We start from the raw sequence: 21,178 nt of genomic DNA, 5'->3' as shown, positions 1-21,178 counted from the left end.
ATTTTGCGCGTTAACTGTTTAATTTAACAGCGAGTGCAGAATGATATTTTTTTATCGATCTTTGGCAAAATGTGCTGTAATTTCAGCGGAGTAATGATGCCTGCCGCGGCATTATCGCCACGCAGTTTTACCGGCGCTAATCGGGGCCGGGCAGCGGCGTCGCTGTTGATAATCGGGCTGCGTTGATTTTTAGCGCGACAGGCATCAATAAATTTTGTTTATCAGCCATGGCTTTCAGGAGAAGAGATGTTTGGCTACCGTTCCGCCGCACCGAAAGTGCGTCTGACCACCGCTCGGTTGGTGGTCCGCCTTGTTCATGAACGCGATGCATGGCGACTGGCTGATTATTACACGGAAAACCGTGCTTTCCTTAAACCCTGGGAGCCGGTCCGTGATGAGAGCCACTGCTATCCTTCTGGCTGGCAGGCGCGTCTTGGGTTGATTACCGATATGCATAAGCAGGGCAGCGCCTTCTATTTTATCGTGATGGATCCTGAAGAGAAGGAAGTGCGCGGCGTGGCTAACTTTAGCAACGTGTTGCGCGGCTCGTTTCACGCCTGCTATCTCGGTTATTCGCTTGGTGAAAAATGGCAGGGACAGGGCATGATGTTCGAAGCGCTGCAGACGGCGATTCGCTATATGCAGCGACAGCAGCGGATGCATCGTATTATGGCGAACTACATGCCGCACAACCAGCGCAGCGGCAACCTGCTGGCGCGGCTCGGGTTTGAGAAAGAAGGCTATGCGAAAGATTACCTGCTTATTAATGGCCGCTGGCAAGATCATGTGCTGACCGCGCTCACCAGTCAGGAGTGGACGCCGGAGCGGCGTGGCTAAGCGTCGATTTTTCACTTTATGCACCGCCAGAGACCGCGGCGCGGGAGTCTGTGATGACAGTAAAGATTGGAGTGGTGGGATTAGGCGGTATTGCGCAAAAAGCCTGGCTGCCGGTGCTGGCGCATGCCGACAGCTGGACGCTGATGGGTGGTTTTTCGCCTAACCAACAGAAAGCGCAGCTAATTTGCGACAGCTGGCGGATGCGCTGCTATTCACAGCTTGACGCGCTGGCCGCCGACTGTGATGCGGTATTTGTTCACAGCAGCACCGCCAGTCATTATCAGGTGGTGCGAACGCTGCTGGAGCAGGGCGTGGATGTTTGCGTGGATAAACCGCTGGCGGAAACCCTGAGCGAGGCTGAGGCGCTGGTGGAGCTGGCGCATAAACGCGGGCGCAAGCTGATGGTGGGCTTTAACCGACGTTTTGCCCCGCGCTATCAGCAGCTTAAAGCGGCCTTACAGCAGCCCGCCTCCATCCGCATGGAGAAACATCGCAGCGACAGCGTCGGGCCGCACGATCTGCGTTTTACGCTGCTGGATGATTATCTACACGTGGTGGATACCGCACTGTGGCTGGTGGAAGGGAAAGTCACCTTGCGTCACGGCTATATTCAGACCACCGAGGCGGGAGAGATGCTCTACGGCGAGCATCATTTTAGCGTGGGCAATGCGCAGATCACCACCAGTATGCACCGGCGTGCCGGGACGCAGCGCGAATCGGTCTCGGCAATTGCTGATGGCGGCGTCTGGCAGCTGGATGAGATGCGCGAATGGCGATATGAGCACAATGGTCAAACGCTAACAGAAGCGGTTCCCGCCTGGCAAACCACTCAGGTTCAACGCGGTTTCGATGGCGCGGCCCGCCACTTTATTGCCTGCGTGCAAAATCAGACAATGCCGGAAACCAGCGGCGAGCAGGCGCTGAAAGCCCAGCGTATCGTGGAAAAAATCTGGCGTGACCTTGAGCGGGAATAACCTGCAGTAACAATCCTTTGTGGTTATTTCGCTGCGTATCGGTAGACTAACCGCCGGATCGACCGCTGTCGGTCCGCTATTGTCTGTTAACCGGATTGAATATTCAGGATGCGCAGTTAACCATGAATTTGTTGAAATCCCTGGCAGCGGTCAGCTCAATGACGCTGTTTTCCCGCGTGCTGGGCTTTGCCCGTGATGCGATCGTGGCAAGAGTATTCGGCGCCGGGATGGCTACCGATGCCTTTTTCGTCGCCTTTAAACTTCCCAACTTGCTGCGCCGTATTTTTGCTGAAGGCGCGTTTTCTCAGGCTTTTGTGCCGATCCTGGCGGAATATAAAAGCAAGCAGGGGGAAGAGGCGACGCGTGTTTTCGTCGCATATATCTCAGGCCTGTTAACGCTGGCGCTGGCGTTAATCACCTTTCTGGGCATGCTTGCCGCCCCCTGGGTGATTATGATCACCGCGCCAGGCTTTGCCGATACTGCCGATAAGTTTGCGCTGACCAGTAGCCTGCTGCGCATCACTTTTCCCTATATTTTCCTGATTTCGCTCGCTTCGCTGGTGGGGGCGATTCTGAATACCTGGAACCGTTTTTCGGTACCGGCCTTTGCGCCCACGCTGTTAAATATCAGTATGATCGGCTTCGCGCTGTTTGGCGCGCCCCATTTTAACCCGCCGGTGCTGGCGCTGGCCTGGGCGGTGGTGGTCGGCGGCGTGCTTCAGCTTGGCTATCAGCTGCCGCACCTGAAGAAAATTGGCATGCTGGTACTGCCACGTCTGAACTTCAAAGATGCGGGCGTCTGGCGCGTGCTGCGCCAAATGGGCCCGGCTATTCTCGGGGTTTCCGTTAGCCAGATCTCGCTGATTATCAATACAATTTTTGCCTCCTTTCTGGTCTCTGGCTCTGTCTCCTGGATGTACTATGCCGACCGTCTGATGGAGTTTCCTTCTGGCGTACTGGGCGTGGCGTTAGGCACGATTTTACTGCCGTCGCTGTCGCGCAGCTTCGCCAGCGGCAATCAGGCGGAATATTCGCGTCTGATGGACTGGGGGCTGCGTCTCTGTTTTCTGCTGGCACTGCCGAGCGCGGTAGCGCTGGGGATCCTTTCCGGCCCGCTCACCGTGGCGCTGTTTCAGTATGGGAAGTTTTCCGCTTTTGACGCCGCCATGACGCAGCGGGCGCTGATCGCCTATTCGGTCGGACTGATGGGGCTGATCGTGGTTAAGGTGCTGGCGCCCGGTTTTTACTCCCGTCAGGACATTAAGACGCCTGTCAAAATCGCTATCGTGACGCTGATTATGACGCAGCTGATGAACCTGGCCTTTATCGGGCCGCTGAAACATGCCGGGCTGGCGCTCTCGATTGGGCTGGGAGCCTGTCTGAACGGTGCGCTGCTTTACTGGCAACTGCGTAAGCAGCAAATTTTTCAGCCGCAGCCGGGCTGGACAGGATTTTTACTGCGTCTGATTCTGGCGGTAGTGGTGATGGCGGGTGTGCTGACTGGCATGATGATGGTGATGCCTGCCTGGGATATGGGCGGTATGTCGTATCGGCTAGCCCGTCTGGCAGCGATCTGCGCTGTGGGCGGCGGCGCTTATTTTGTGGTGCTGGGCCTGTTAGGATTCCGACCGAAAGACTTCGCACGCCGCTCGGTAGCCTGATAACAGACAGACGAAACCCGCCGGCAGCAAATCCGGTGGGTTAAGTAGGGTGGTCTTAAACCCGCCGGCAGCAAATCCGGCGGGTTAAGTGCGGTGGTCTTAAACCCGCCGCGAGTTAAAGCCGCCTGACGTCGCCTGACCATCCGGACCGTAAAAGGCCTGAGTCTGATGCGGTTTTAGCAGTGCCAACGCCTTATCGTTATAGTCCATCTGCTTATTTAACAGCATCCCATTATGGGTATTGTTGTCGCGTAGCTGACGGGTGCGCTGCTCAATCGCCTGCCAGCGACGAGCCAGCTCCGGCTGAGCGCGATAGGGCGCCTGAATACGGTACTGCTTTTCTGATTCCCGCCGGATACCGTCAAGATAGTTCAGCGTGGTCAGCAGTGAACTTTTATCCTCGGTAATACGCTGTAGCAGGCTGCTGTTAATGAGGCCGGCAGAGAGCTGCTCGTTTTCTTCCTTCATTATTGTGCTCAGCGAACCAAGCACTTCCTGCATTTTATCCAGCGCGGTAATCAGGCTATTCATAGCGGTTATTTATCCTGTAAATAAGATTTCGCTTCCTGAATCAGGGCATCGGCGATTTTGCCGGTATCCATTTTCAGTTCGCCATTGCGAATGGCGGTTTTCAGTTGCTCAACGCGGGCAGTATTAATATCTTTTCCGTCCGAGGTCATCAGCTGAGACTGTGCGCCGCTCAGGCTAACCTGCGCTGCGCTGGCTGGCGTTGCCGGGCTGGAGGTCTGACGAGCCTTTGCAGCGCCGCTGTTATCATTGGTTTCACGTGGCTGAACAGTGCTGACAGGCTGCGTAGCTTTAGTTTTGTCGATGCTCATAATCTGGCTCCAGTAGGTTCAGGCGTTAGGGCAGCCTGAGAGGCAAAGAGTACAATGTATGTTGATCCCACTATCGGCAACTCAACACTCATCTTTAGCAGTTTATAGAGATATAAGAATATTCCCATCCGCACTCACGTTGCCACTCACTATTTGCCCATTTCCCATGCGCACCCGAACCCGTTGCATCGCCGTGGCGTTATTCAGCGCACGTCCTTCGCTACTAATGTTAAAACCGTCGCCCTGAGCGATAACGATCACCGGCTGGCCGGCCTTCACACGCCAGGCCTGGCGCACCATTGAGAGCGTTAACGGCTGACCCGGTGAAATATCGCGGACGCTTATGGCTTCTGTTATTTGTTGAGGATCCAGCACCGCCCGTGCGGGCAGGGTATCAAGCCGGCCCTGCTTGATCCTGAAATCATCGGGCGTTAACGCGGTGCCGCGTGGGATTTGGCGACTGGCGACCACATAGTCGCCGGTTACCTGTACATCTACCTGCAGAAAACGCCGCTCCCGGTCACAGGTCGCCGCCACGCTCATGTTTCCCCACAAGCGGCTGTTGCCCGGCAGGCTAAGCTGCGGCGCGGCGCATGTGGGCCATTGCTGTTGCGGAGTGCGTACCACTACATTCATTCCGGCGGCATGCAGCGGATCGCGCGTTTTAAAGAACTGGTTAAGCTGAGCGCTAAGATCGTCTGCCCGTACCGGCATTACCAGTAAGGTCAGCATCGCACCCAGCCACCACGTCACTATCCGCATCATGTTTATCCCCGTCCTGACTCATGGGGCTGATTCTACCCGTGCGCGCAACTTTTCAAGGCAAAAAATAGCGATGCTTTTTAGCGCTATTCCAGCGATAGCTTTTGCAGCGCCCGATTATGCTGACAACTCAAAATTTCACTTCCGGAGGAAAGCATGCTCGACAAACTGGATGCAGCTCTGCAATTCGGCACCGAAGCGCTCAATCTGCGGGCTCAGCGTCAGGAAATCCTGGCATCCAACATCGCTAACGCTGATACGCCAGGCTACCAGGCCCGCGATATCGATTTTGCCAGCGAGCTTAACCGCGCGCTGGAGAAAGGGCGGGCGCAGGGCTCTGGCCTGTCGCTGGCGGTGACGTCGGCACGCCACATTCCTGCGCAAACCGCGACGCCGCCATCAATGGACCTGCTGTATCGCATTCCCGATCAGCCGTCGATGGATGGCAACACGGTCGATATGGACCGTGAGCGTACGCAGTTTGCAGATAACAGCCTGAAATACCAAACCGACCTCACGCTTATCAGTAGCCAGATTAAAGGCATGATGAACGTGCTGCAGGGACAATAACCGATGGCACTGCTTAATATTTTTGATATCGCCGGTTCGGCGATGGCTGCACAGTCACAGCGTTTAAACGTGGCCGCCAGTAACCTGGCTAACGCCGACAGCGTTACCGGTCCTGACGGTCAGCCTTATGTCGCTAAACAGGTGGTATTCCAGGTGGATGCCGCTCCGGGACAGGCTACCGGCGGCGTGCGCGTTGCGCAGGTCGTGGAAGATCAAAGTCCGGCGAAGCTGGTATTCGATCCGGGCAATCCGCTGGCGGACGCCAAGGGCTACGTCAAGATGCCTAATGTCGACGTGGTCAGCGAGACGGTAAACAGCATGGCGGCGTCGCGCAGCTATCAGGCGAACGTTGAAGTGCTGAACACCGTCAAGTCAATGATGATGAAAACCCTGACCATTGGTCAATAACGGAGAATAACCATGGGCTTAGCCGTTGGCGTAAATGAAAGGATCGATCCCAGTGTATTGACCAGTACCACTGGCGCATCGGGCAGCAGCAGCGCAACCGATCTACAGAGTAACTTTTTGACATTGCTGGTGGCGCAGTTAAAAAACCAGGATCCCACCAATCCAATGGAAAACAACGAACTGACCACGCAGCTGGCGCAGATCAATACCGTGAGCGGTATTGAGAAACTGAACACCACGCTGGGTTCGATTTCTGGTCAGCTCAACAGCAACCAGTCAGTACAGGCTTCTACCCTGATCGGCCATGGCGTTATGGTGCCGGGCAGCCAGATCCTGACCGGGAAAGGCGAGACCACGCCGTTTGGCGTAGAACTGACGCGTGCGTCAACCTCCACGACCGCCACCATTACCGACGGCAGCGGCAAAGTGATGCGTACGATCGATCTTGGCGGCCTGACCGCTGGCGTTCATACCTTTGCGTGGAATGGCACCTTAACGGATGGCACCACTGCACCGGATGGCAAATATAACGTCACCATTGCCGCCAGCAACGGGACGGAGCAACTGGTGGCGCAGCCACTGAATTACGCCTTAGTGAACGGTGTGACCACCGATTCCAGCGGGGCAATACTCGACCTCGGGACGATGGGCACTTCCACGCTCGATAAAATTCGTCAGATTCTCTGATTCGACACTCATTTATTCAGGAGTAACACATGGGCTTTTCACAAGCGGTCAGCGGTTTAAACGCGGCCTCCAGTAACCTCGACGTTATCGGCAACAACATTTCCAACTCTGCGACTGCGGGCTTTAAATCCAGCACCGTCTCTTTTGCCGACATGTATGCCGGTTCCAAAGTGGGCATGGGTGTAAAAGTTGCGGGCGTGATTCAGGACTTTAACGACGGCACTACCACCACCACCAGCCGTGGTCTTGATGTGGCTATCAGCCAGCAGGGCTTTTTCCGCATGGCGAATGACAGCGGCGCAATTTACTACAGCCGTAACGGCCAGTTCACGCTGGATGAGAACCGCAACATCGTCAACATGCAGGGCATGAAGCTGACCGGCTATCCGGTAGCGGGCACCCCGCCGACCGTGCAGACCGGCGCTAACCCGGTAGCGCTCAGCGTACCGACCACGCAGATGACCGCACGCGCAACCACCACGGGTTCGCTGGTTGCAAACCTGAATTCATCTGACGGCACTAAAGTTGATGCGAATTTCGATAGCACCGACGCTACCAGCTACAACGCCAAGTCTTCAATGACCACCTTTGATTCACTGGGTAACACGCACATCATCGATCTGTACTTCGTGAAAACGGCGGATAACAGCTGGAGCGTACACCCGATCGACTCCAGCAGCGGCACCACTACTGCGCCGTTTACTATGAGCTTTAACGCCAACGGCGTGTTGACCTCAGCTACCGACCAGACCATCTCTATGGGCGCCCTGAACGGCTCTAACGCACAGACCTTTGCGCTGGACCTTACCGGTAGCATGCAGCAGAACACCGGCGCTAATACCTTCGGTAACCCGACGCAGGATGGTTACAAGCCGGGCGACCTGGTGAGCTACCAGATTAATGGAGACGGCACGGTAGTAGGTAACTACTCCAACGAAAAAACGCAGGTACTGGGACAGATCGTTCTGGCGAACTTCGCTAACGCCGAAGGCCTGAAATCTGAAGGCAACAACGTCTGGTCCTCCACAGCCTCTTCTGGTCAGCCGCTGGTAGGCCTGGCAGGCACCGGTAACCTCGGTACCCTGACTGCAGGCGCACTGGAGTCTTCTAACGTCGATCTGAGTAAAGAGCTGGTAAACATGATTGTGGCGCAGCGTAACTATCAGTCGAACGCGCAGACCATCAAAACACAGGATCAGATCCTTAACACGCTGGTTAACCTGCGTTAATACGGCTGACGGGAGAGCGCTATGGATCACGCTATTTATACCGCCATGGGCGCGGCAAGCCAGACGCTCAATATGCAGGCGGTTACGGCCAGCAACCTGGCCAACGCCTCAACGCCGGGCTTTCGTGCCCAGCTTCATGCGCTGCGCGCGGTGCCGGTAGAAGGCTTAACGCTGCCGACGCGTACGCTGGTTACCGCCTCGACGCCAGGCTCCGATATGACGCCGGGTACGCTCAATTATACGCAGCGCTCGCTTGACGTTGCGGTACAGCAAAATGGCTGGCTGGCGGTACAAACGGCAGATGGCACTGAAGCTTATACCCGCAACGGCAATATGCAGATTAGCCCCACCGGCGAGTTGACCATTCAGGGTCGCCCGGTGATGGGTGACGGCGGCCCGATAGCGGTGCCGCAGGCGGCAGAAATCACGATTGCGGCTGACGGTACCATTACCGCGTTGAATCCGGGCGATGAGCCCAACGCGACGGTACAGCTGGGGCGTTTAAAGCTGGTGAAGGCGACGGGGCAGGAAGTGATACGTGGTGATGACGGACTGTTTCGTCTGAATGCGACGGCACAGGCCCAGCGCGGCGCGGTACTGCAAAACGACCCGACGGTGCAGGTGATGCCCGGGGTGCTGGAAGGCAGTAACGTAAACCCGGTCGAAACCATGGTTGACATGATTGCCAACGCCCGCCGCTTCGAGATGCAGATGAAAGTCATCTCCAGCGTCGATGAAAACGAACAACGCGCCAACCAGCTGCTCAATATGACCAGCTAAGGCAAGAGGAAAACAGCATGATCAGTTCCTTATGGATCGCCAAAACCGGTCTTGACGCCCAGCAAACCAATATGGACGTCATTTCCAACAACCTGGCAAACGTCAGCACCAACGGCTTTAAACGTTCACGTGCGGTATTTGAAGATTTGATGTATCAGACCATGCGTCAGCCGGGCGCTCAGTCTTCTGAGCAAACCACGCTGCCGTCTGGCCTGCAGATCGGTACCGGTGTACGTCCGGTTTCCACCGAACGTCTGCACACCCAGGGCAACCTGTCTAAAACCGACAACTCGAAAGATGTGGCGATTAACGGACAGGGCTTTTTCCAGGTGCAGATGCCGGATGGCACCGCAGCGTATACCCGTGACGGCTCGTTCCAGGTCGATCAGAACGGCCAGCTGGTAACCAATGCGGGTTTCCCGGTACAGCCCGGCATCACCATTCCCGCTAACTCCCTGAGCATCACTATCGGGCGTGACGGCGTGGTGAGCGTGACCCAGCAGGGTCAGGCGCAGCCGGTACAGGTGGGGCAGCTGACGCTGAGCACCTTTATGAATGATACCGGCCTCGAAAGCATGGGTGAAAACCTCTACAAGGAAACTCAGGCTTCCGGCGCACCTACCGACAGCACGCCTGGCCTGAACGGCGCCGGCCTGCTGTATCAGGGTTATGTTGAAACCTCTAACGTCAACGTGGCGGAAGAGCTGGTCAGCATGATCCAGACGCAACGCGCTTATGAAATCAACAGTAAAGCTATTACTACCTCCGATCAGATGTTGCAGAAACTGACGCAGGTATAAGGGCAGTAAGCGCGCTTAGTCGCGGACTGGCGGAGTTTCGGCTCCGCCAAATTAAATAATGCAATGAAAGGTATATACGTCGTGGCGAAGCAATTCACTTTAAAGCCTGGACATTGGGTTATCGCAGCGATGCTGATGACTCTTAACGGTTGCGCCCTTGTTCCCCGTACACCGCTGGTCACCGGCCCGACAACGGCTCAGCCGATGCCCGCTTCGCCGCCCGTGGTTAACGGCTCTATTTTCCAGGGGGTGATGCCGATGAACTACGGCTATCAGCCTCTGTTTGAGGATCGTCGTCCGCGCAATATCGGCGACACCCTGACTATCGTATTGCAGGAAAACGTCAGCGCCAGCAAAAGCTCTTCAGCTAACGCCAGCCGCGACGGCAGCGCCAGCCTTGGCCTCACCGCTGTGCCGCGCGCCCTTGAAGGCCTGCTGGGCGGCGATAAAACCACAATGAGCGGCGCAGGGAAAAATGATTTTGCCGGGAAAGGAGGTGCTTCGGCCAATAACACCTTTACCGGTACGATTACCGTTACCGTGAATCAGGTACTGCCCAACGGCAACCTGAATGTGGTCGGTGAGAAACAGATTGAGATTAACCAGGGCACCGAATTTATTCGCTTCTCTGGCGTGGTCAACCCGCGCACCATCAGCGGCAACAATAGCGTGGTCTCCACGCAGGTGGCAGATGCCCGTATCGAATATGTCGGTAACGGTTATATCAATGAAGCGCAGAACATGGGTTGGCTGCAGCGCTTCTTCCTGAACATCTCACCGATGTAAGAGGCTTTTATGTCACAGTTACGCATTATTCATATGGCGCTCTCTCTGCTGCTGCTGAGCATCAGCACGCTGGCAAGCGCCGATCGCATCCGCGATCTCACCACGATCCAGGGCGTTCGTGACAACCAGCTGATCGGCTATGGTCTGGTGGTTGGGCTGGATGGCACCGGTGACCAGACGGCGCAAACGCCGTTTACTACCCAGTCGCTGAACAACATGCTGTCACAGCTGGGCATTACCGTACCCGCCGGCACCAATATGCAGCTGAAAAACGTGGCGGCGGTCATGGTGACTGCCAACCTGCCAGCCTTTGGTCGTCAGGGACAGCAGATCGACGTGGTGGTTTCCTCGCTGGGTAACGCCAAAAGCCTGCGCGGCGGCACGCTGATTATGACGCCGCTGAAAGGCGTCGATAACCAGGTTTACGCGCTGGCGCAGGGGAATATCCTGGTTGGCGGTGCAGGCGCAGCGGCGGGCGGTGCCAGCGTTCAGGTTAACCAACTCAACGGCGGACGTATTACCGGCGGCGCGACCATTGAACGCGAAATGCAGAGCAACTTCGGGACGCAGGGCACCATCAATCTGCAGCTGAACGAAGAAGATTTCAGCATGGCGCAGCGCATCAGCGATGCCATTAACGGACGCGGCTACGGCTCGGCACAGGCGCTGGATGCCCGTACCGTTCAGGTACGCATGCCAATGAACAACAGTTCCCAGGTGCGTCTGCTGGCGGATATTCAGAATATCGATGTTTCCGTACCGATTCAGGATGCAAAAGTGATCATCAACTCGCGCACCGGTTCGGTGGTGATGAACCGCGAAGTGACGCTCAGCTCGTGTGCGGTAGCGCAGGGCAACCTGTCGGTAACGATCAATCAGCAGCAAAACGTTAACCAGCCGGATACGCCGCTGGCCGGCGGTCAAACCGTGGTCACGCCGCAAACCCAGATCGATATGCGTCAGGAAGGCGGCGCGCTGCAGCGTGTTAACGCCAGCGCCAACCTGAATAGCGTGGTGCGTGCGCTGAACGCGCTTGGTGCAACGCCGATGGACCTGATGTCGATCCTTCAGTCAATGCAGAGCGCCGGCTGTCTGCGCGCCAAACTGGAAATTATCTGATGAATGATACGCAATCTGTAATGAGCGCGGCTTATGACAGCCAGGCGCTTAATAGTCTGAAACGTCAGGCAGGCAACGATCCGCAAGGACAGGCGTTGCAGGTGGCGAAGCAGGTAGAGGGCATGTTTGTACAGATGATGCTGAAGAGCATGCGACAGGCGCTGCCGCAGGACGGTCTGCTCAGCACCGAACAGACACGCATGTTCACCTCTATGTACGACCAGCAGATTGCGCAGGAGATGGGGAATAAAGGGCTGGGGCTGGCAGACGTTATCGTAAAACAGATGATGCCAGCCCAGGCACCGGACGAGCGTGCGGGCACCGTACCGATGCCGCTCGATCGTTCAGTGGTTATTAATACGTTGCTGCCGCGCCAGATGGAGCAGATGCAGACGCAGATGGCGCAAATGGTGCAGCGCGCCATGCCAAAACTGCCGCAGCCCACGGCTGTCGCGCCGCTGAGCGGCGACAGCAGCGACTTTATTGCCAAACTCACGCAGCCGGCGCAGCTTGCCAGCCAGCAGACCGGCATTCCCCATCAGCTGATCCTTGCCCAGGCGGCGCTGGAATCGGGCTGGGGGAAACGCCAGATCCTGACCGAAGATGGCAAGCCGAGCTACAACCTGTTCGGCATTAAGGCCACCGGCAGCTGGCAAGGCAAGACCACGGAAATCACCACCACCGAATATGAAAACGGCGTGGCGAAAAAAGTGAAGGCGGCGTTCCGCGTCTATGACTCCTATATCGATGCATTAGCGGACTACGCCAATCTGCTGAGTAAGAATTCGCGCTATGCCAAAGTCACGACGGCAAAGACGGCGGAAGAGGGCGCGCATGCGCTGCAGGCTGCGGGCTACGCGACCGATCCGAAATATGCCAAAAAACTGGTCGGTATGATTCAGCAGTTCAAAGACCTGGGTGAAAAAGTCGCTAAAGCGTACGGCAATGAGCTAGGCGATCTGTTCTGATTTTTTACTCAAGTTTCACTTAAGCACGCCGATAACCAAAACAGGCCAGAAAGCGTCCCGTTACGCTTGCGGCACCCGATTCGTTGAATGCCGCCCGGTGCGTACCGGCGCAAAAAGGAACCGACATGTCCAGCTTAATTAACTCCGCAATGAGCGGGCTGAGCGCGGCGCAGGCTGCGCTGAATACCACCAGCAGCAACATCAGCAATTATAATGTGGCGGGTTATTCACGTCAGACGGCGGTACTGAACTCGCTGCCCAGTACCCTGAACGGCGGCAACTATTACGGTAATGGCGTAACAATCAGCAGCGTTCACCGCGAATATGATGAGTTTATTACCGGGCAGCTGCGCAGCGCCTCGGCGCAAAACAGCGGTATAACTACCCAGTACAATCAGATCTCTAACATCGATGACTTGCTCTCTTCATCATCGAACAGCCTCTCTACCACGCTCTCGGATTTTTTTACCAACGTTCAGAACGTGGTGAGCAACGCGAATGACCCTTCAGCGCGTCAGACCCTGCTGGGCAAGGCGGAAGGTCTGGTTAACCAGTTTAAGGTTACCGATCAATATCTGCGGAATATGGATGCCAGCATTAACACCAGCATCTCCTCTTCCGTGGAGCAGATTAACAGCTATGCCAGCCAGATTGCTGGCCTGAATACCCAGATTGGCAAACTGCAGGCGGCAGGTGCCGGTGCCGATCCTAACACTTTGTTGGATCAGCGTGACGCGCTGGTCAATAAACTGAACGACCTGGTAGGCGTAAGCGTCTCGAAACAGGATGGCAGCTATATCGTTTCTATGTCTAACGGCCTGGCGCTGGTTAACGGCGCGGATACGCGTCAGCTGGTGGCCATGACCGCCAGCAACGATCCGACCCGCACCACCATTGGCTATGTGGATAAAACCGCCGGCAACGTCGAGATCCCTGAAAGCCTGGTAAGCACTGGCTCATTAGGCGGTCTGCTGAAGTTCCGTACCGAAGATCTCGATTCGGCGCGCAATAAACTGAATCAGCTGGCGCTGAACTTCGCCGATAACTTTAACACGCAGCATAAAGCGGGCTTCGACAGTGAAGGCAACGCCGGTACTGATTTCTTTGCAATCGGCGGCCCGACCGTGGTCGGCAACAGCAAAAACGCTTCCGGCGTCACGCTGACCGCCAGCTGGAGCGACACCAGCAAAGCGCAGGCAACAGATTATAAAGTGAGCTGGGACGGCAGCAACTGGAACGTTAAGCGTCTCTCTGACAATACCAGCGTCAGCGCGTCACTGGACGCTAACGGCCAGCTTAATTTCGACGGTTTGCAGGTTACGCCGTCCGGCACGCCTGCTGCCAATGACAACTTTATCGTCAAGCCGGTCAGCAATGCGATTGTGAATATGGATGTCGTAGTCACCAATGAGGCACAGGTTGCCGCCGCAGGCGCTGCGGGTGGTAAAAGCGATAACCGTAATGCGCAGAAGCTGCTGGACCTGCAGAGCAAAAACCTGGTCAACGGCAACGCCACGCTGGCTCAGGGCTATGCCAGCCTGGTGAGTGATATTGGTAACAAAACCAATACGCTGAAAACCACCAGCGAGACGCAGACCAACGTGGTGAATCAGCTCACCAGCCGTCAGCAGTCGGTATCAGGCGTTAACCTTGATGAAGAGTACGTGAACCTGCAGCGCTATCAGCAATATTACATGGCGAATGCGCAGGTTCTGCAGACAGCATCAGCAATTTTCGATGCCTTAATCAGCATCCGTGGCTAATTGAATTGATGAAGGAATAACCACCATGCGACTCAGTACCAGCATGATGTATGACCAGCAGACTCGTGGCGTAACCAATGCCCAGTCAAGCTGGCTGAAAGCGGGCGAGCAGCTCTCTACCGGCAAGCGGGTCATTAACCCGTCGGACGATCCGCTGGCCGCCGCGCAAGCGGTCGTGCTTTCCCAGGCGCAGGCCGAGAACAAGCAGTACAAGCTGGCGCGTGATTTCGCGACGCAAAGCGTGTCGCTGGAAACCAGCGTGCTGGATGACGCCACTGCGGCGGTGCAGAGCGCCCAGTCACTGGTGATCTTAGCGGGCAACGGTGCGCTTTCTGACGATGATCGTGAATCTTATGCTACCCAGCTGGAGGGCGTACGCGCTCAGTTGCTCAATCTGGCGAACAGCACCGACGGCAATGGGCGCTATATTTTTGCTGGCTATAACAGCGGCAGCGCGCCCTTTACTGAAGATGCCAGTGGCAGCATTGTTTACAACGGCGGCACCGATGCGATCACGCAGAAAGTGGATGCCAGCCGTACCATGACCACCAGTCATACCGGTGCGCAGGTGTTTATGTCCATCACCAGCAATGCGGTAAAAGAGCCGGACGGTTCACAAGGCGAAAGCAATATTTTCGCCACGCTGGATACCGCTATCAACGCCCTGAAACAGCCGATTCAGAATACGGATGATGCAACACGAGCAGTAGCTAAAGAGGCGTTGGATAAGACCATGCGCGGCCTGGGCAACTCGTTGAACAACATTCTAAAAGTACAGTCTGAGCTGGGTACACAGTTGAGCGAGCTGGAAAAACTGGATAGCCTGGGCGACGATCGCAGCACGCTGCAGGAAGTAAGAATGAGCGCACTGGTAAACGTGGATTATACCAGCGCAATTTCAAAATATACCATGCAGCAGCAGGCGCTACAGGCTTCTTATAAGACCTTCAGCGATATGTCACAGATGTCTCTGTTTCAGATGAATAGATAAAACTTTAGTTTTGGGCGTGCTTAAACCGGGCGCGTTCGTTTTTACCCGTCACCGATGGCTTATCGTCGCTGACGGGTTTTTTTTGCTCTGAAAACGGTGAGCCTGATTTAACAATAATGGGCGGAATGCAGTGAAGCGGGGCGAAGCAGGGCAGCCAGCTGCGGATAACCAGACGGTAGCAGTTAGGTCGGCAGCAGCAGCAGGCAGTCTGACGGTAGCCTTGGATAAACAGGTAGCAGCAGCGGATAGCTAACGGTAGTGGAACCAGAGGCCAGCAGCGGGCTGACGCCCGGCATGGAACAGGATTGCGTCTGCCTAAGCCATAAAAAACCCCGGCCTGAGCCGGGGTTGAGAGAGGCTTATTTAGCGCAATCAGGGCTTGGTGGCCGGAGCCGTTGCCTGATGTGTCGCGCTGTGGCCACCGGCTGCGCCTTTGCCTTCAAACTGGAAGGGCGGACGTACCCAGTCACTATGACGCGGCGCTTCTGGCTGCCATGCCGGAGCCGGTGCTTTCGTCATCGGCGCGCTGGCATGGTATTTACCGGCCAGCAAGGACTGACTGGCTGCAGGCGCTTGATCACGAGCCGGAACCGGCGCATGCGGTTCGCGAACCGGTAATACCTCTTCCGGCTCGATTGCTGGCGCATTCAGCACCTGCTCGACCTGGGCCGCCGTATCAGCGCTAACGTCGCTGGCGCTGGCCTGCTGCTCATCCGTTACGGACGGCGTGGCTTCAACGTTCTGCTGCGCGCTTTCAACCGGCACCGATGCTGCCTGAGCGACTTCTGCTGCTGCGGTTTCCACCGGCGCAGCTTCTGGCTCAGCGGCTTCTGCTGACGCGTTAACCACGTCGTCTGCCGGCTGCGCCTGAGCGGCAACCTGAGCGGCACGTGCTTCAGCAGCGGCCGGAATCACAGAAGGCTCTTCATTTACCGGCACTTCAATAGCTGAAGTGTCATGCGTATCAACCGGTGTTATCGGCGCATCAAACTGCTGCGGCGCTTCATGTACTGCATCCTGCGCCGTTTGCTGTTCAGCTTCTGTCGGCTGAGCGGAAGAGGTCTCAACGGCGGCTTCGCTAGCGGCAACTGGCAAAGCAACGGCGGCAGCGGTTTCAACGCGGCTGTAGTCCGGCGTTTCATGCTGCACATCAGCTGCCTGAACGGTCTCCTGGCTGGCCTGCGCGACCGGATAGCGAACCCAAACTTTACCTGAAGCCATTTCCGGCGAGGCAGCAGCACAGGCGATAGGCATCGGAGACTGCGTTGGATAACGCTCATCGCGGTAACGGCGACGGCGCTGACCGCTGACGCGCAGATGACGCGGAGAGCGGCGTGAGCGGCGCGGCATATTGCCGTTATCGCGGTTCTCCTGCTCTTCCTGCTGATCTTCAGGCTGCGTCTGCGCTTCTGGTGCGGCGGCTTCGAACTGTGGCGTCTCTGCTGGAGCCGCTTTCACTTCATCAACGGCAGGCTGCGTTTCCGACACTGTTTCAGCGCTGACCACGCGCACTTTCTGCGCCAGCTGACGCGGCTTACGACGCGGCATGACCTGCACGCGCTCTTCCGCCGGGTTTTCTTCGCTCTCTTCAACGACGCTGGCTACCGGCTGCTGCTCTTGCTGAGCGGCGGCTTTGGCGGCTTCCTGCTGCTGACGACGCTCTTCCTGACGGCGACGCTGACGTTCGGCACGCTGCTCACGACGCTGCTGCTGCTGCTCTTCACGTTGCGCGCGTGCTTCGTCAGTCAGTGTGTTTTGCGTCTCTTCACGCACTTCAGCATTGGCCTGCTGGCGTTTGTTGTTACGACGCGGTTCTTCACGGGTTTCACGATTATCGCGCGCCTGCTGCGGGGCGTTTTCCCCGTTGCGGTCACGGTTACGATCGCGGCGGTTATTGTTGTTGTTGCGGCGGTTGTTGCCCTGACGGCGTTCACGCTGCTGGGTTGGTTCAGACTCATCATCAGCAGCTTTATCCTGCTGCGGCTGCTCGGCTGTGGCTGGCGCAGCCGGCTCAGAGGCAAACAGCTTTTTCAGGCCGCCAAACAGGCGTCCGATAATACCGGTCGACGCAGCAGGCTCCGCTGCGGCCTGCTGCGGCGCGGCGGGCTGAGCAGGTTTATTGCTTTCAACGGCGGTTTCCTGCGGGGCAGGCGGTGCATCAGGCATCACAAAGGCGGCCAGTGCAGGCTGCTCAGGACGACGACGTTCAGCCTGCTCATTTTCAGAGGGCAGCGCCATCTCAGCTTCATGCAGTTTCGGCAGGTGATAGCTGAGCGTTTGTGTCTCTTCACCGCTGCGTACGCGCAGTACCGAGTAGTGCGGCGTCTGCATCTGATCGTTCGGAACGATAATCGCACGCACGCCGCCCTGACGTTTTTCAATGGCGTTAACGGCGTCGCGTTTTTCGTTCAGCAGATAAGAGGCGATCGGCACCGGTACAATGGCGTGCACTTCTTTGGTGTTCTCTTTCAGCGCTTCTTCTTCAATCAGACGCAGAATAGAGAGCGACAGCGATTCGTTATCACGAACGGTGCCGGTTCCGCTACAGCGCGGGCAAACATGATGGCTCGATTCGCCCAGCGATGGGCTAAGACGCTGACGCGACATCTCCAGCAGGCCGAAGCGGGAGATATGACTGATCTGGATACGGGCGCGATCCTGACGAACGGACTCGCGCAGACGGTTTTCTACCGCACGCTGATGGCGCACCGGCGTCATATCGATAAAGTCGATAACGATCAGGCCGCCAAGGTCGCGCAGGCGCAGCTGACGCGCAATTTCGTCGGCAGCTTCAAGATTGGTGTTAAACGCTGTCTCTTCGATATCGCCGCCGCGCGTGGCGCGTGCTGAGTTGATATCGATCGCGGTCAGCGCTTCAGTGCTGTCGATCACAATCGAGCCGCCGGAAGGCAGACGCACTTCACGCTGGAAGGCCGATTCGATCTGGGATTCAATCTGGTAATGGCTGAACAGCGGAATCTCACCAGTATACAGTTTGATTTTGCTGCTGAAATCAGGACGACCAAGGGCGGCGATATGCTGACGCGCCAGATCGAGGACTTTCGGGTTATCAATCAGGATTTCGCCGATGTCAGGGCGCAGGTAGTCGCGGAAGGCGCGAACAATCACATTGCTTTCCTGATGGATCAGGAAGGGTGCCGGACGATTTTCCGCCGCTTTTTTGATCGCTTCCCAGTGCTTCAGACGGAAGCTCAGATCCCACTGCAGCGCTTCGGCTGATTTGCCCACGCCTGCGGTACGCACGATTAAGCCCATGCCGTCCGGCAGCTCAAGCGACGAAAGCGCTTCTTTCAGCTCGGTGCGGTCATCGCCTTCAATACGGCGTGAAATGCCGCCTGCGCGTGGGTTATTCGGCATCAGCACCAGATAGCTGCCTGCCAGGCTGATAAAGGTAGTCAGAGCCGCGCCTTTGTTGCCGCGCTCTTCTTTATCGATCTGAACAATGACTTCCTGACCTTCGCGCAATACGTCTTTGATATTGGGGCGGCCATGAGCGTTGTAACTGGCAGGGAAATATTCGCGGGAAATCTCTTTAAGCGGAAGGAAACCGTGTCGTTCAGCGCCGTAATCAACAAATGCTGCTTCCAGACTTGGCTCAATGCGGGTGATCTTGCCTTTATAGATATTCGCCTTTTTCTGTTCGTGTCCGGGGCTTTCAATATCCAGGTCGTACAGACGTTGTCCATCTACTAAGGCGACACGCAACTCCTCCTGTTGAGTTGCGTTTATTAACATTCTTTTCATCGTAACGTACTCGTTATTCTTACGTGAGTGACTAAGCTGCGGGCTAAGTAACACTGGACGAAGAATAACCGACGGCCCCGTGTCTTATCGCTTCATCGTCAACCTCACGGTTGTCGGTCGCTCAAGGGGCGCAAAAATCTCGGTAGCCTGTTTTTATAAGGAAAAACAGCGCTCGGATGAGGGAACCGCCACTGAATTTACCAGAGAGAGTCAATCCCGTCTTATCGTCCAGGCTGCAACCCGCAGCCCGCTAAATGCCTGATTTCACAATACGTCTTACGCCATTGCTGCGTGTATGTGCTATCCGGCAAAATTTCTTAATTCGCTATTTATGGTTTCCTGACGGTAGGCGCTCAGGAGACCGGGCCATTATTCCATTGCTAACCTTGTTATAGCAAGGTGACTTTTCATTACTGATAAACTTTCTTGCAGCATTACGCATTCATTTTGCAGGCTTTTTCACCAGCACTGTGGAAAAGTATGAAACAGACCGCAAAATTGGCGGTACGTTGTCAGTTAAGCACAGAAAAAGAAGTGGCGCTATTATCCGCCACTCATTAGAATCGCCGCCCATGAATATGAATACGCCATCGGTACAAATCGTCGCCATTTCCGCTGAAGAAGCGGGACAGCGCATCGACAATTTTTTGCGCACGCAGCTTAAAGGCGTGCCGAAAAGCATGATTTATCGCATTTTGCGTAAGGGCGAAGTGCGCGTGAATAAAAAACGCATTAAGCCTGAATATAAACTGCAGGCCGGGGATGAGGTTCGCATTCCGCCGGTACGCGTGGCAGAGCGCGAGGAAGCCGCTATTTCGCCGAAGCTTGAGCGCGTAGCCAGCCTGAAGGATGCGATTCTTTATGAAGATGAATACATTCTGATACTGAATAAACCATCCGGTACGGCGGTGCATGGCGGCAGCGGCTTAAGCTTCGGCGTGATCGAAGGGCTGCGCGCGCTGCGCCCGGAAGCTCGCTTCCTTGAACTTGTGCATCGTCTTGACCGCGATACTTCTGGCGTGCTGCTGGTGGCGAAAAGGCGCTCCGCGCTGCGTTCGCTGCATGAGCAGCTGCGTGAAAAAGGCATGCAGAAGGATTATCTGGCATTGGTGCGCGGGCAGTGGCCTTCGCATATAAAAACGGTGCAGGCGCCGCTGCTGAAAAATATTCTGCAGAGCGGTGAACGTATTGTCCGCGTGAGCAGCGAAGGGAAACCCTCTGAGACGCGCTTTAAGGTAGAGGAGCGCTATACGTTCGCTACGCTGGTGAAAGCCAGTCCGGTAACCGGCCGTACGCATCAGATTCGTGTTCATACCCTGCATGCCGGTCACCCCATCGCCTTTGACGATCGCTATGGCGAGCGGGAGTTTGATAAGCAGTTAAGCGCTACCGGCCTGCGTCGTCTGTTCCTGCATGCAGCGGCGCTCAGCTTTAATCATCCCCACAGCGGCGACAGAATGCGCATTGAAGCGCCGCTGGATGATGAACTGAAACAATGCCTGGCGGTGTTGCGTAAACCGTCGTAACGTCTTTATATAAGAAAACCTGATGCGGCGCGTCGCATCAGGCTATCGCATTCGCTGTTTAGCGCCCCGTGGTTAAAGGATTGATCCCCACCTCACGCAGCATATCGCACAGTGCGATCAGCGGCAGTCCCACCAGCGTATTAGGATCGCGTCCTTCCAGCCGATCGAATAATGTAATACCTAACCCTTCGCTTTTAAAACTGCCGGCACACTGTAACGGCTGCTCAATGGCCACATAAGCATGAATTTCTGCTTCGCTTAATGAGCGGAAACCGACATGGAATGTTTCATAAAGAGAGAGCAGGTGCTTCTTCTCAGCGCAATAAAGCGCCAGTCCGGTATAAAAGGTAATAACTTTTCCGCTGGCGGCGCGTAACTGCGCGCGTGCATTTTCTACCGTATGCGGCTTGCCGGTTATTTTGCCTTCCAGTACGCAAACCTGATCGGAGCCAATAATCCAGCCGTGCGGATAATGCGCCGCCAGCGCCTGGGCCTTGGCCTGCGCCAGCCGTTCTACCAGCTGCGGCGCCTTTTCATCCGGCAGCGGCGTCTCATCCACCTCCGGCGCAGCGGTAATAAAAGAGAGGCCGAGTTTATTTAACAGCGCCTGACGAAAGGGAGAGGTTGAAGCTAAAATCAGCTGTGTCATATTTTTTCAGTTAAAATATAGCGAATCGGATGCAGACATTTTAAACTGTCCGCCGCATTGGATG

At 56.0% G+C, this 21,178-nt stretch carries 20 protein-coding genes; 15 read left to right on the top strand and 5 right to left on the bottom strand.

Annotated features, from left to right (window positions below):
- Positions 1-246 precede the first annotated feature (246 nt).
- From rimJ to murJ, 3 genes are all read left to right on the top strand, one after another.
- Positions 247-837, top strand: coding sequence for a ribosomal protein S5-alanine N-acetyltransferase (rimJ, locus tag ACQE32_RS07480; RefSeq protein ID WP_426974326.1), 591 nt, complete (start codon positions 247-249; stop codon positions 835-837).
- Positions 838-890: 53 nt separating this feature from the next.
- Positions 891-1,811 (top strand): Gfo/Idh/MocA family protein, encoded by a 921-nt coding sequence (locus tag ACQE32_RS07475; RefSeq protein WP_426974327.1) that lies wholly within the window; start codon positions 891-893, stop codon positions 1,809-1,811.
- Between the two features lie 122 nt (positions 1,812-1,933).
- Positions 1,934-3,472 carry a murein biosynthesis integral membrane protein MurJ gene (murJ, locus tag ACQE32_RS07470; RefSeq protein ID WP_426981148.1) on the top strand — a complete coding sequence of 513 codons (1,539 nt, stop codon included), beginning with the start codon at positions 1,934-1,936 and terminating at the stop codon, positions 3,470-3,472.
- A 99-nt stretch (positions 3,473-3,571) separates the two neighbouring features.
- Here murJ and flgN read toward each other — a convergent pair whose 3' ends face one another.
- The 3 genes from flgN to flgA form a co-directional block, all read right to left on the bottom strand.
- Positions 3,572-4,003: a flagellar export chaperone FlgN gene (gene flgN / locus ACQE32_RS07465; protein ID WP_085072127.1), complete on the bottom strand. Its 432-nt coding sequence runs from the start codon at positions 4,001-4,003 to the stop codon at positions 3,572-3,574.
- Between the two features lie 5 nt (positions 4,004-4,008).
- Positions 4,009-4,311, bottom strand: coding sequence for a flagellar biosynthesis anti-sigma factor FlgM (gene flgM, locus ACQE32_RS07460; protein WP_426974329.1), 303 nt, complete (start codon positions 4,309-4,311; stop codon positions 4,009-4,011).
- Between the two features lie 102 nt (positions 4,312-4,413).
- On the bottom strand, positions 4,414-5,073 hold the full coding sequence (gene flgA, locus ACQE32_RS07455; RefSeq protein ID WP_427021756.1) for a flagellar basal body P-ring formation chaperone FlgA: 660 nt from the start codon (positions 5,071-5,073) through the stop codon (positions 4,414-4,416).
- Between the two features lie 156 nt (positions 5,074-5,229).
- Between flgA and flgB the strand changes: the two genes are divergently transcribed.
- From flgB to flgL, 11 genes are all read left to right on the top strand, one after another.
- Positions 5,230-5,643, top strand: coding sequence for a flagellar basal body rod protein FlgB (gene flgB, locus ACQE32_RS07450; RefSeq protein WP_085072125.1), 414 nt, complete (start codon positions 5,230-5,232; stop codon positions 5,641-5,643).
- Positions 5,644-5,646: 3 nt separating this feature from the next.
- Positions 5,647-6,051, top strand: coding sequence for a flagellar basal body rod protein FlgC (gene flgC, locus ACQE32_RS07445; protein ID WP_085072124.1), 405 nt, complete (start codon positions 5,647-5,649; stop codon positions 6,049-6,051).
- A 12-nt stretch (positions 6,052-6,063) separates the two neighbouring features.
- Positions 6,064-6,738, top strand: coding sequence for a flagellar hook assembly protein FlgD (gene flgD / locus ACQE32_RS07440; protein ID WP_426974331.1), 675 nt, complete (start codon positions 6,064-6,066; stop codon positions 6,736-6,738).
- Between the two features lie 29 nt (positions 6,739-6,767).
- Positions 6,768-7,967: a flagellar hook protein FlgE gene (gene flgE / locus ACQE32_RS07435; RefSeq protein ID WP_426974332.1), complete on the top strand. Its 1,200-nt coding sequence runs from the start codon at positions 6,768-6,770 to the stop codon at positions 7,965-7,967.
- Between the two features lie 21 nt (positions 7,968-7,988).
- A complete protein-coding gene (locus ACQE32_RS07430; RefSeq protein ID WP_426974333.1) occupies positions 7,989-8,747 on the top strand; it encodes a flagellar basal body rod protein FlgF in 759 nt (252 codons plus the stop codon).
- Between the two features lie 17 nt (positions 8,748-8,764).
- Positions 8,765-9,547 (top strand): flagellar basal-body rod protein FlgG, encoded by a 783-nt coding sequence (flgG, locus tag ACQE32_RS07425; RefSeq protein WP_085072120.1) that lies wholly within the window; start codon positions 8,765-8,767, stop codon positions 9,545-9,547.
- Positions 9,548-9,628: 81 nt separating this feature from the next.
- Positions 9,629-10,333: a flagellar basal body L-ring protein FlgH gene (flgH, locus tag ACQE32_RS07420; protein WP_426974334.1), complete on the top strand. Its 705-nt coding sequence runs from the start codon at positions 9,629-9,631 to the stop codon at positions 10,331-10,333.
- 9 nt (positions 10,334-10,342) lie between these two features.
- On the top strand, positions 10,343-11,452 hold the full coding sequence (locus tag ACQE32_RS07415) for a flagellar basal body P-ring protein FlgI (RefSeq protein WP_426974335.1): 1,110 nt from the start codon (positions 10,343-10,345) through the stop codon (positions 11,450-11,452).
- Entirely contained in the window at positions 11,452-12,420 is a 969-nt protein-coding gene (gene flgJ / locus ACQE32_RS07410) for a flagellar assembly peptidoglycan hydrolase FlgJ (RefSeq protein ID WP_426974336.1), read from the top strand. Before ACQE32_RS07415 ends, flgJ begins: the two co-directional genes overlap by 1 nt.
- 125 nt (positions 12,421-12,545) lie before the next feature.
- Positions 12,546-14,183, top strand: a complete 1,638-nt coding sequence (gene flgK / locus ACQE32_RS07405) for a flagellar hook-associated protein FlgK (protein ID WP_427021579.1) — start codon at positions 12,546-12,548, stop codon at positions 14,181-14,183.
- A 25-nt stretch (positions 14,184-14,208) separates the two neighbouring features.
- On the top strand, positions 14,209-15,174 hold the full coding sequence (gene flgL, locus ACQE32_RS07400) for a flagellar hook-associated protein FlgL (RefSeq protein ID WP_426981152.1): 966 nt from the start codon (positions 14,209-14,211) through the stop codon (positions 15,172-15,174).
- Positions 15,175-15,546: 372 nt separating this feature from the next.
- Here flgL and rne read toward each other — a convergent pair whose 3' ends face one another.
- Complete coding sequence (gene rne / locus ACQE32_RS07395) at positions 15,547-18,939, bottom strand: ribonuclease E (RefSeq protein WP_426981153.1); 3,393 nt, start codon at positions 18,937-18,939, stop codon at positions 15,547-15,549.
- 572 nt (positions 18,940-19,511) lie between these two features.
- Between rne and rluC the strand changes: the two genes are divergently transcribed.
- The gene (rluC, locus tag ACQE32_RS07390) at positions 19,512-20,465 is read left to right on the top strand and encodes a 23S rRNA pseudouridine(955/2504/2580) synthase RluC (protein WP_426974340.1); all 954 of its coding nucleotides are present in this window, start codon (positions 19,512-19,514) and stop codon (positions 20,463-20,465) included.
- 58 nt (positions 20,466-20,523) lie between these two features.
- Here rluC and ACQE32_RS07385 read toward each other — a convergent pair whose 3' ends face one another.
- Positions 20,524-21,114 (bottom strand): Maf family protein, encoded by a 591-nt coding sequence (locus ACQE32_RS07385; RefSeq protein WP_426974341.1) that lies wholly within the window; start codon positions 21,112-21,114, stop codon positions 20,524-20,526.
- Positions 21,115-21,178 lie beyond the last annotated feature (64 nt).

The sequence above is a fragment of the Pantoea sp. FN0302 genome, assembly GCF_050113775.1.
GTDB classification, from domain to species: Bacteria; Pseudomonadota; Gammaproteobacteria; order Enterobacterales; family Enterobacteriaceae; genus Mixta; species Mixta alhagi.
Note: the sequence above shows the minus strand (reverse complement) of the source record. Positions and strands in the feature narration are given on the sequence as shown.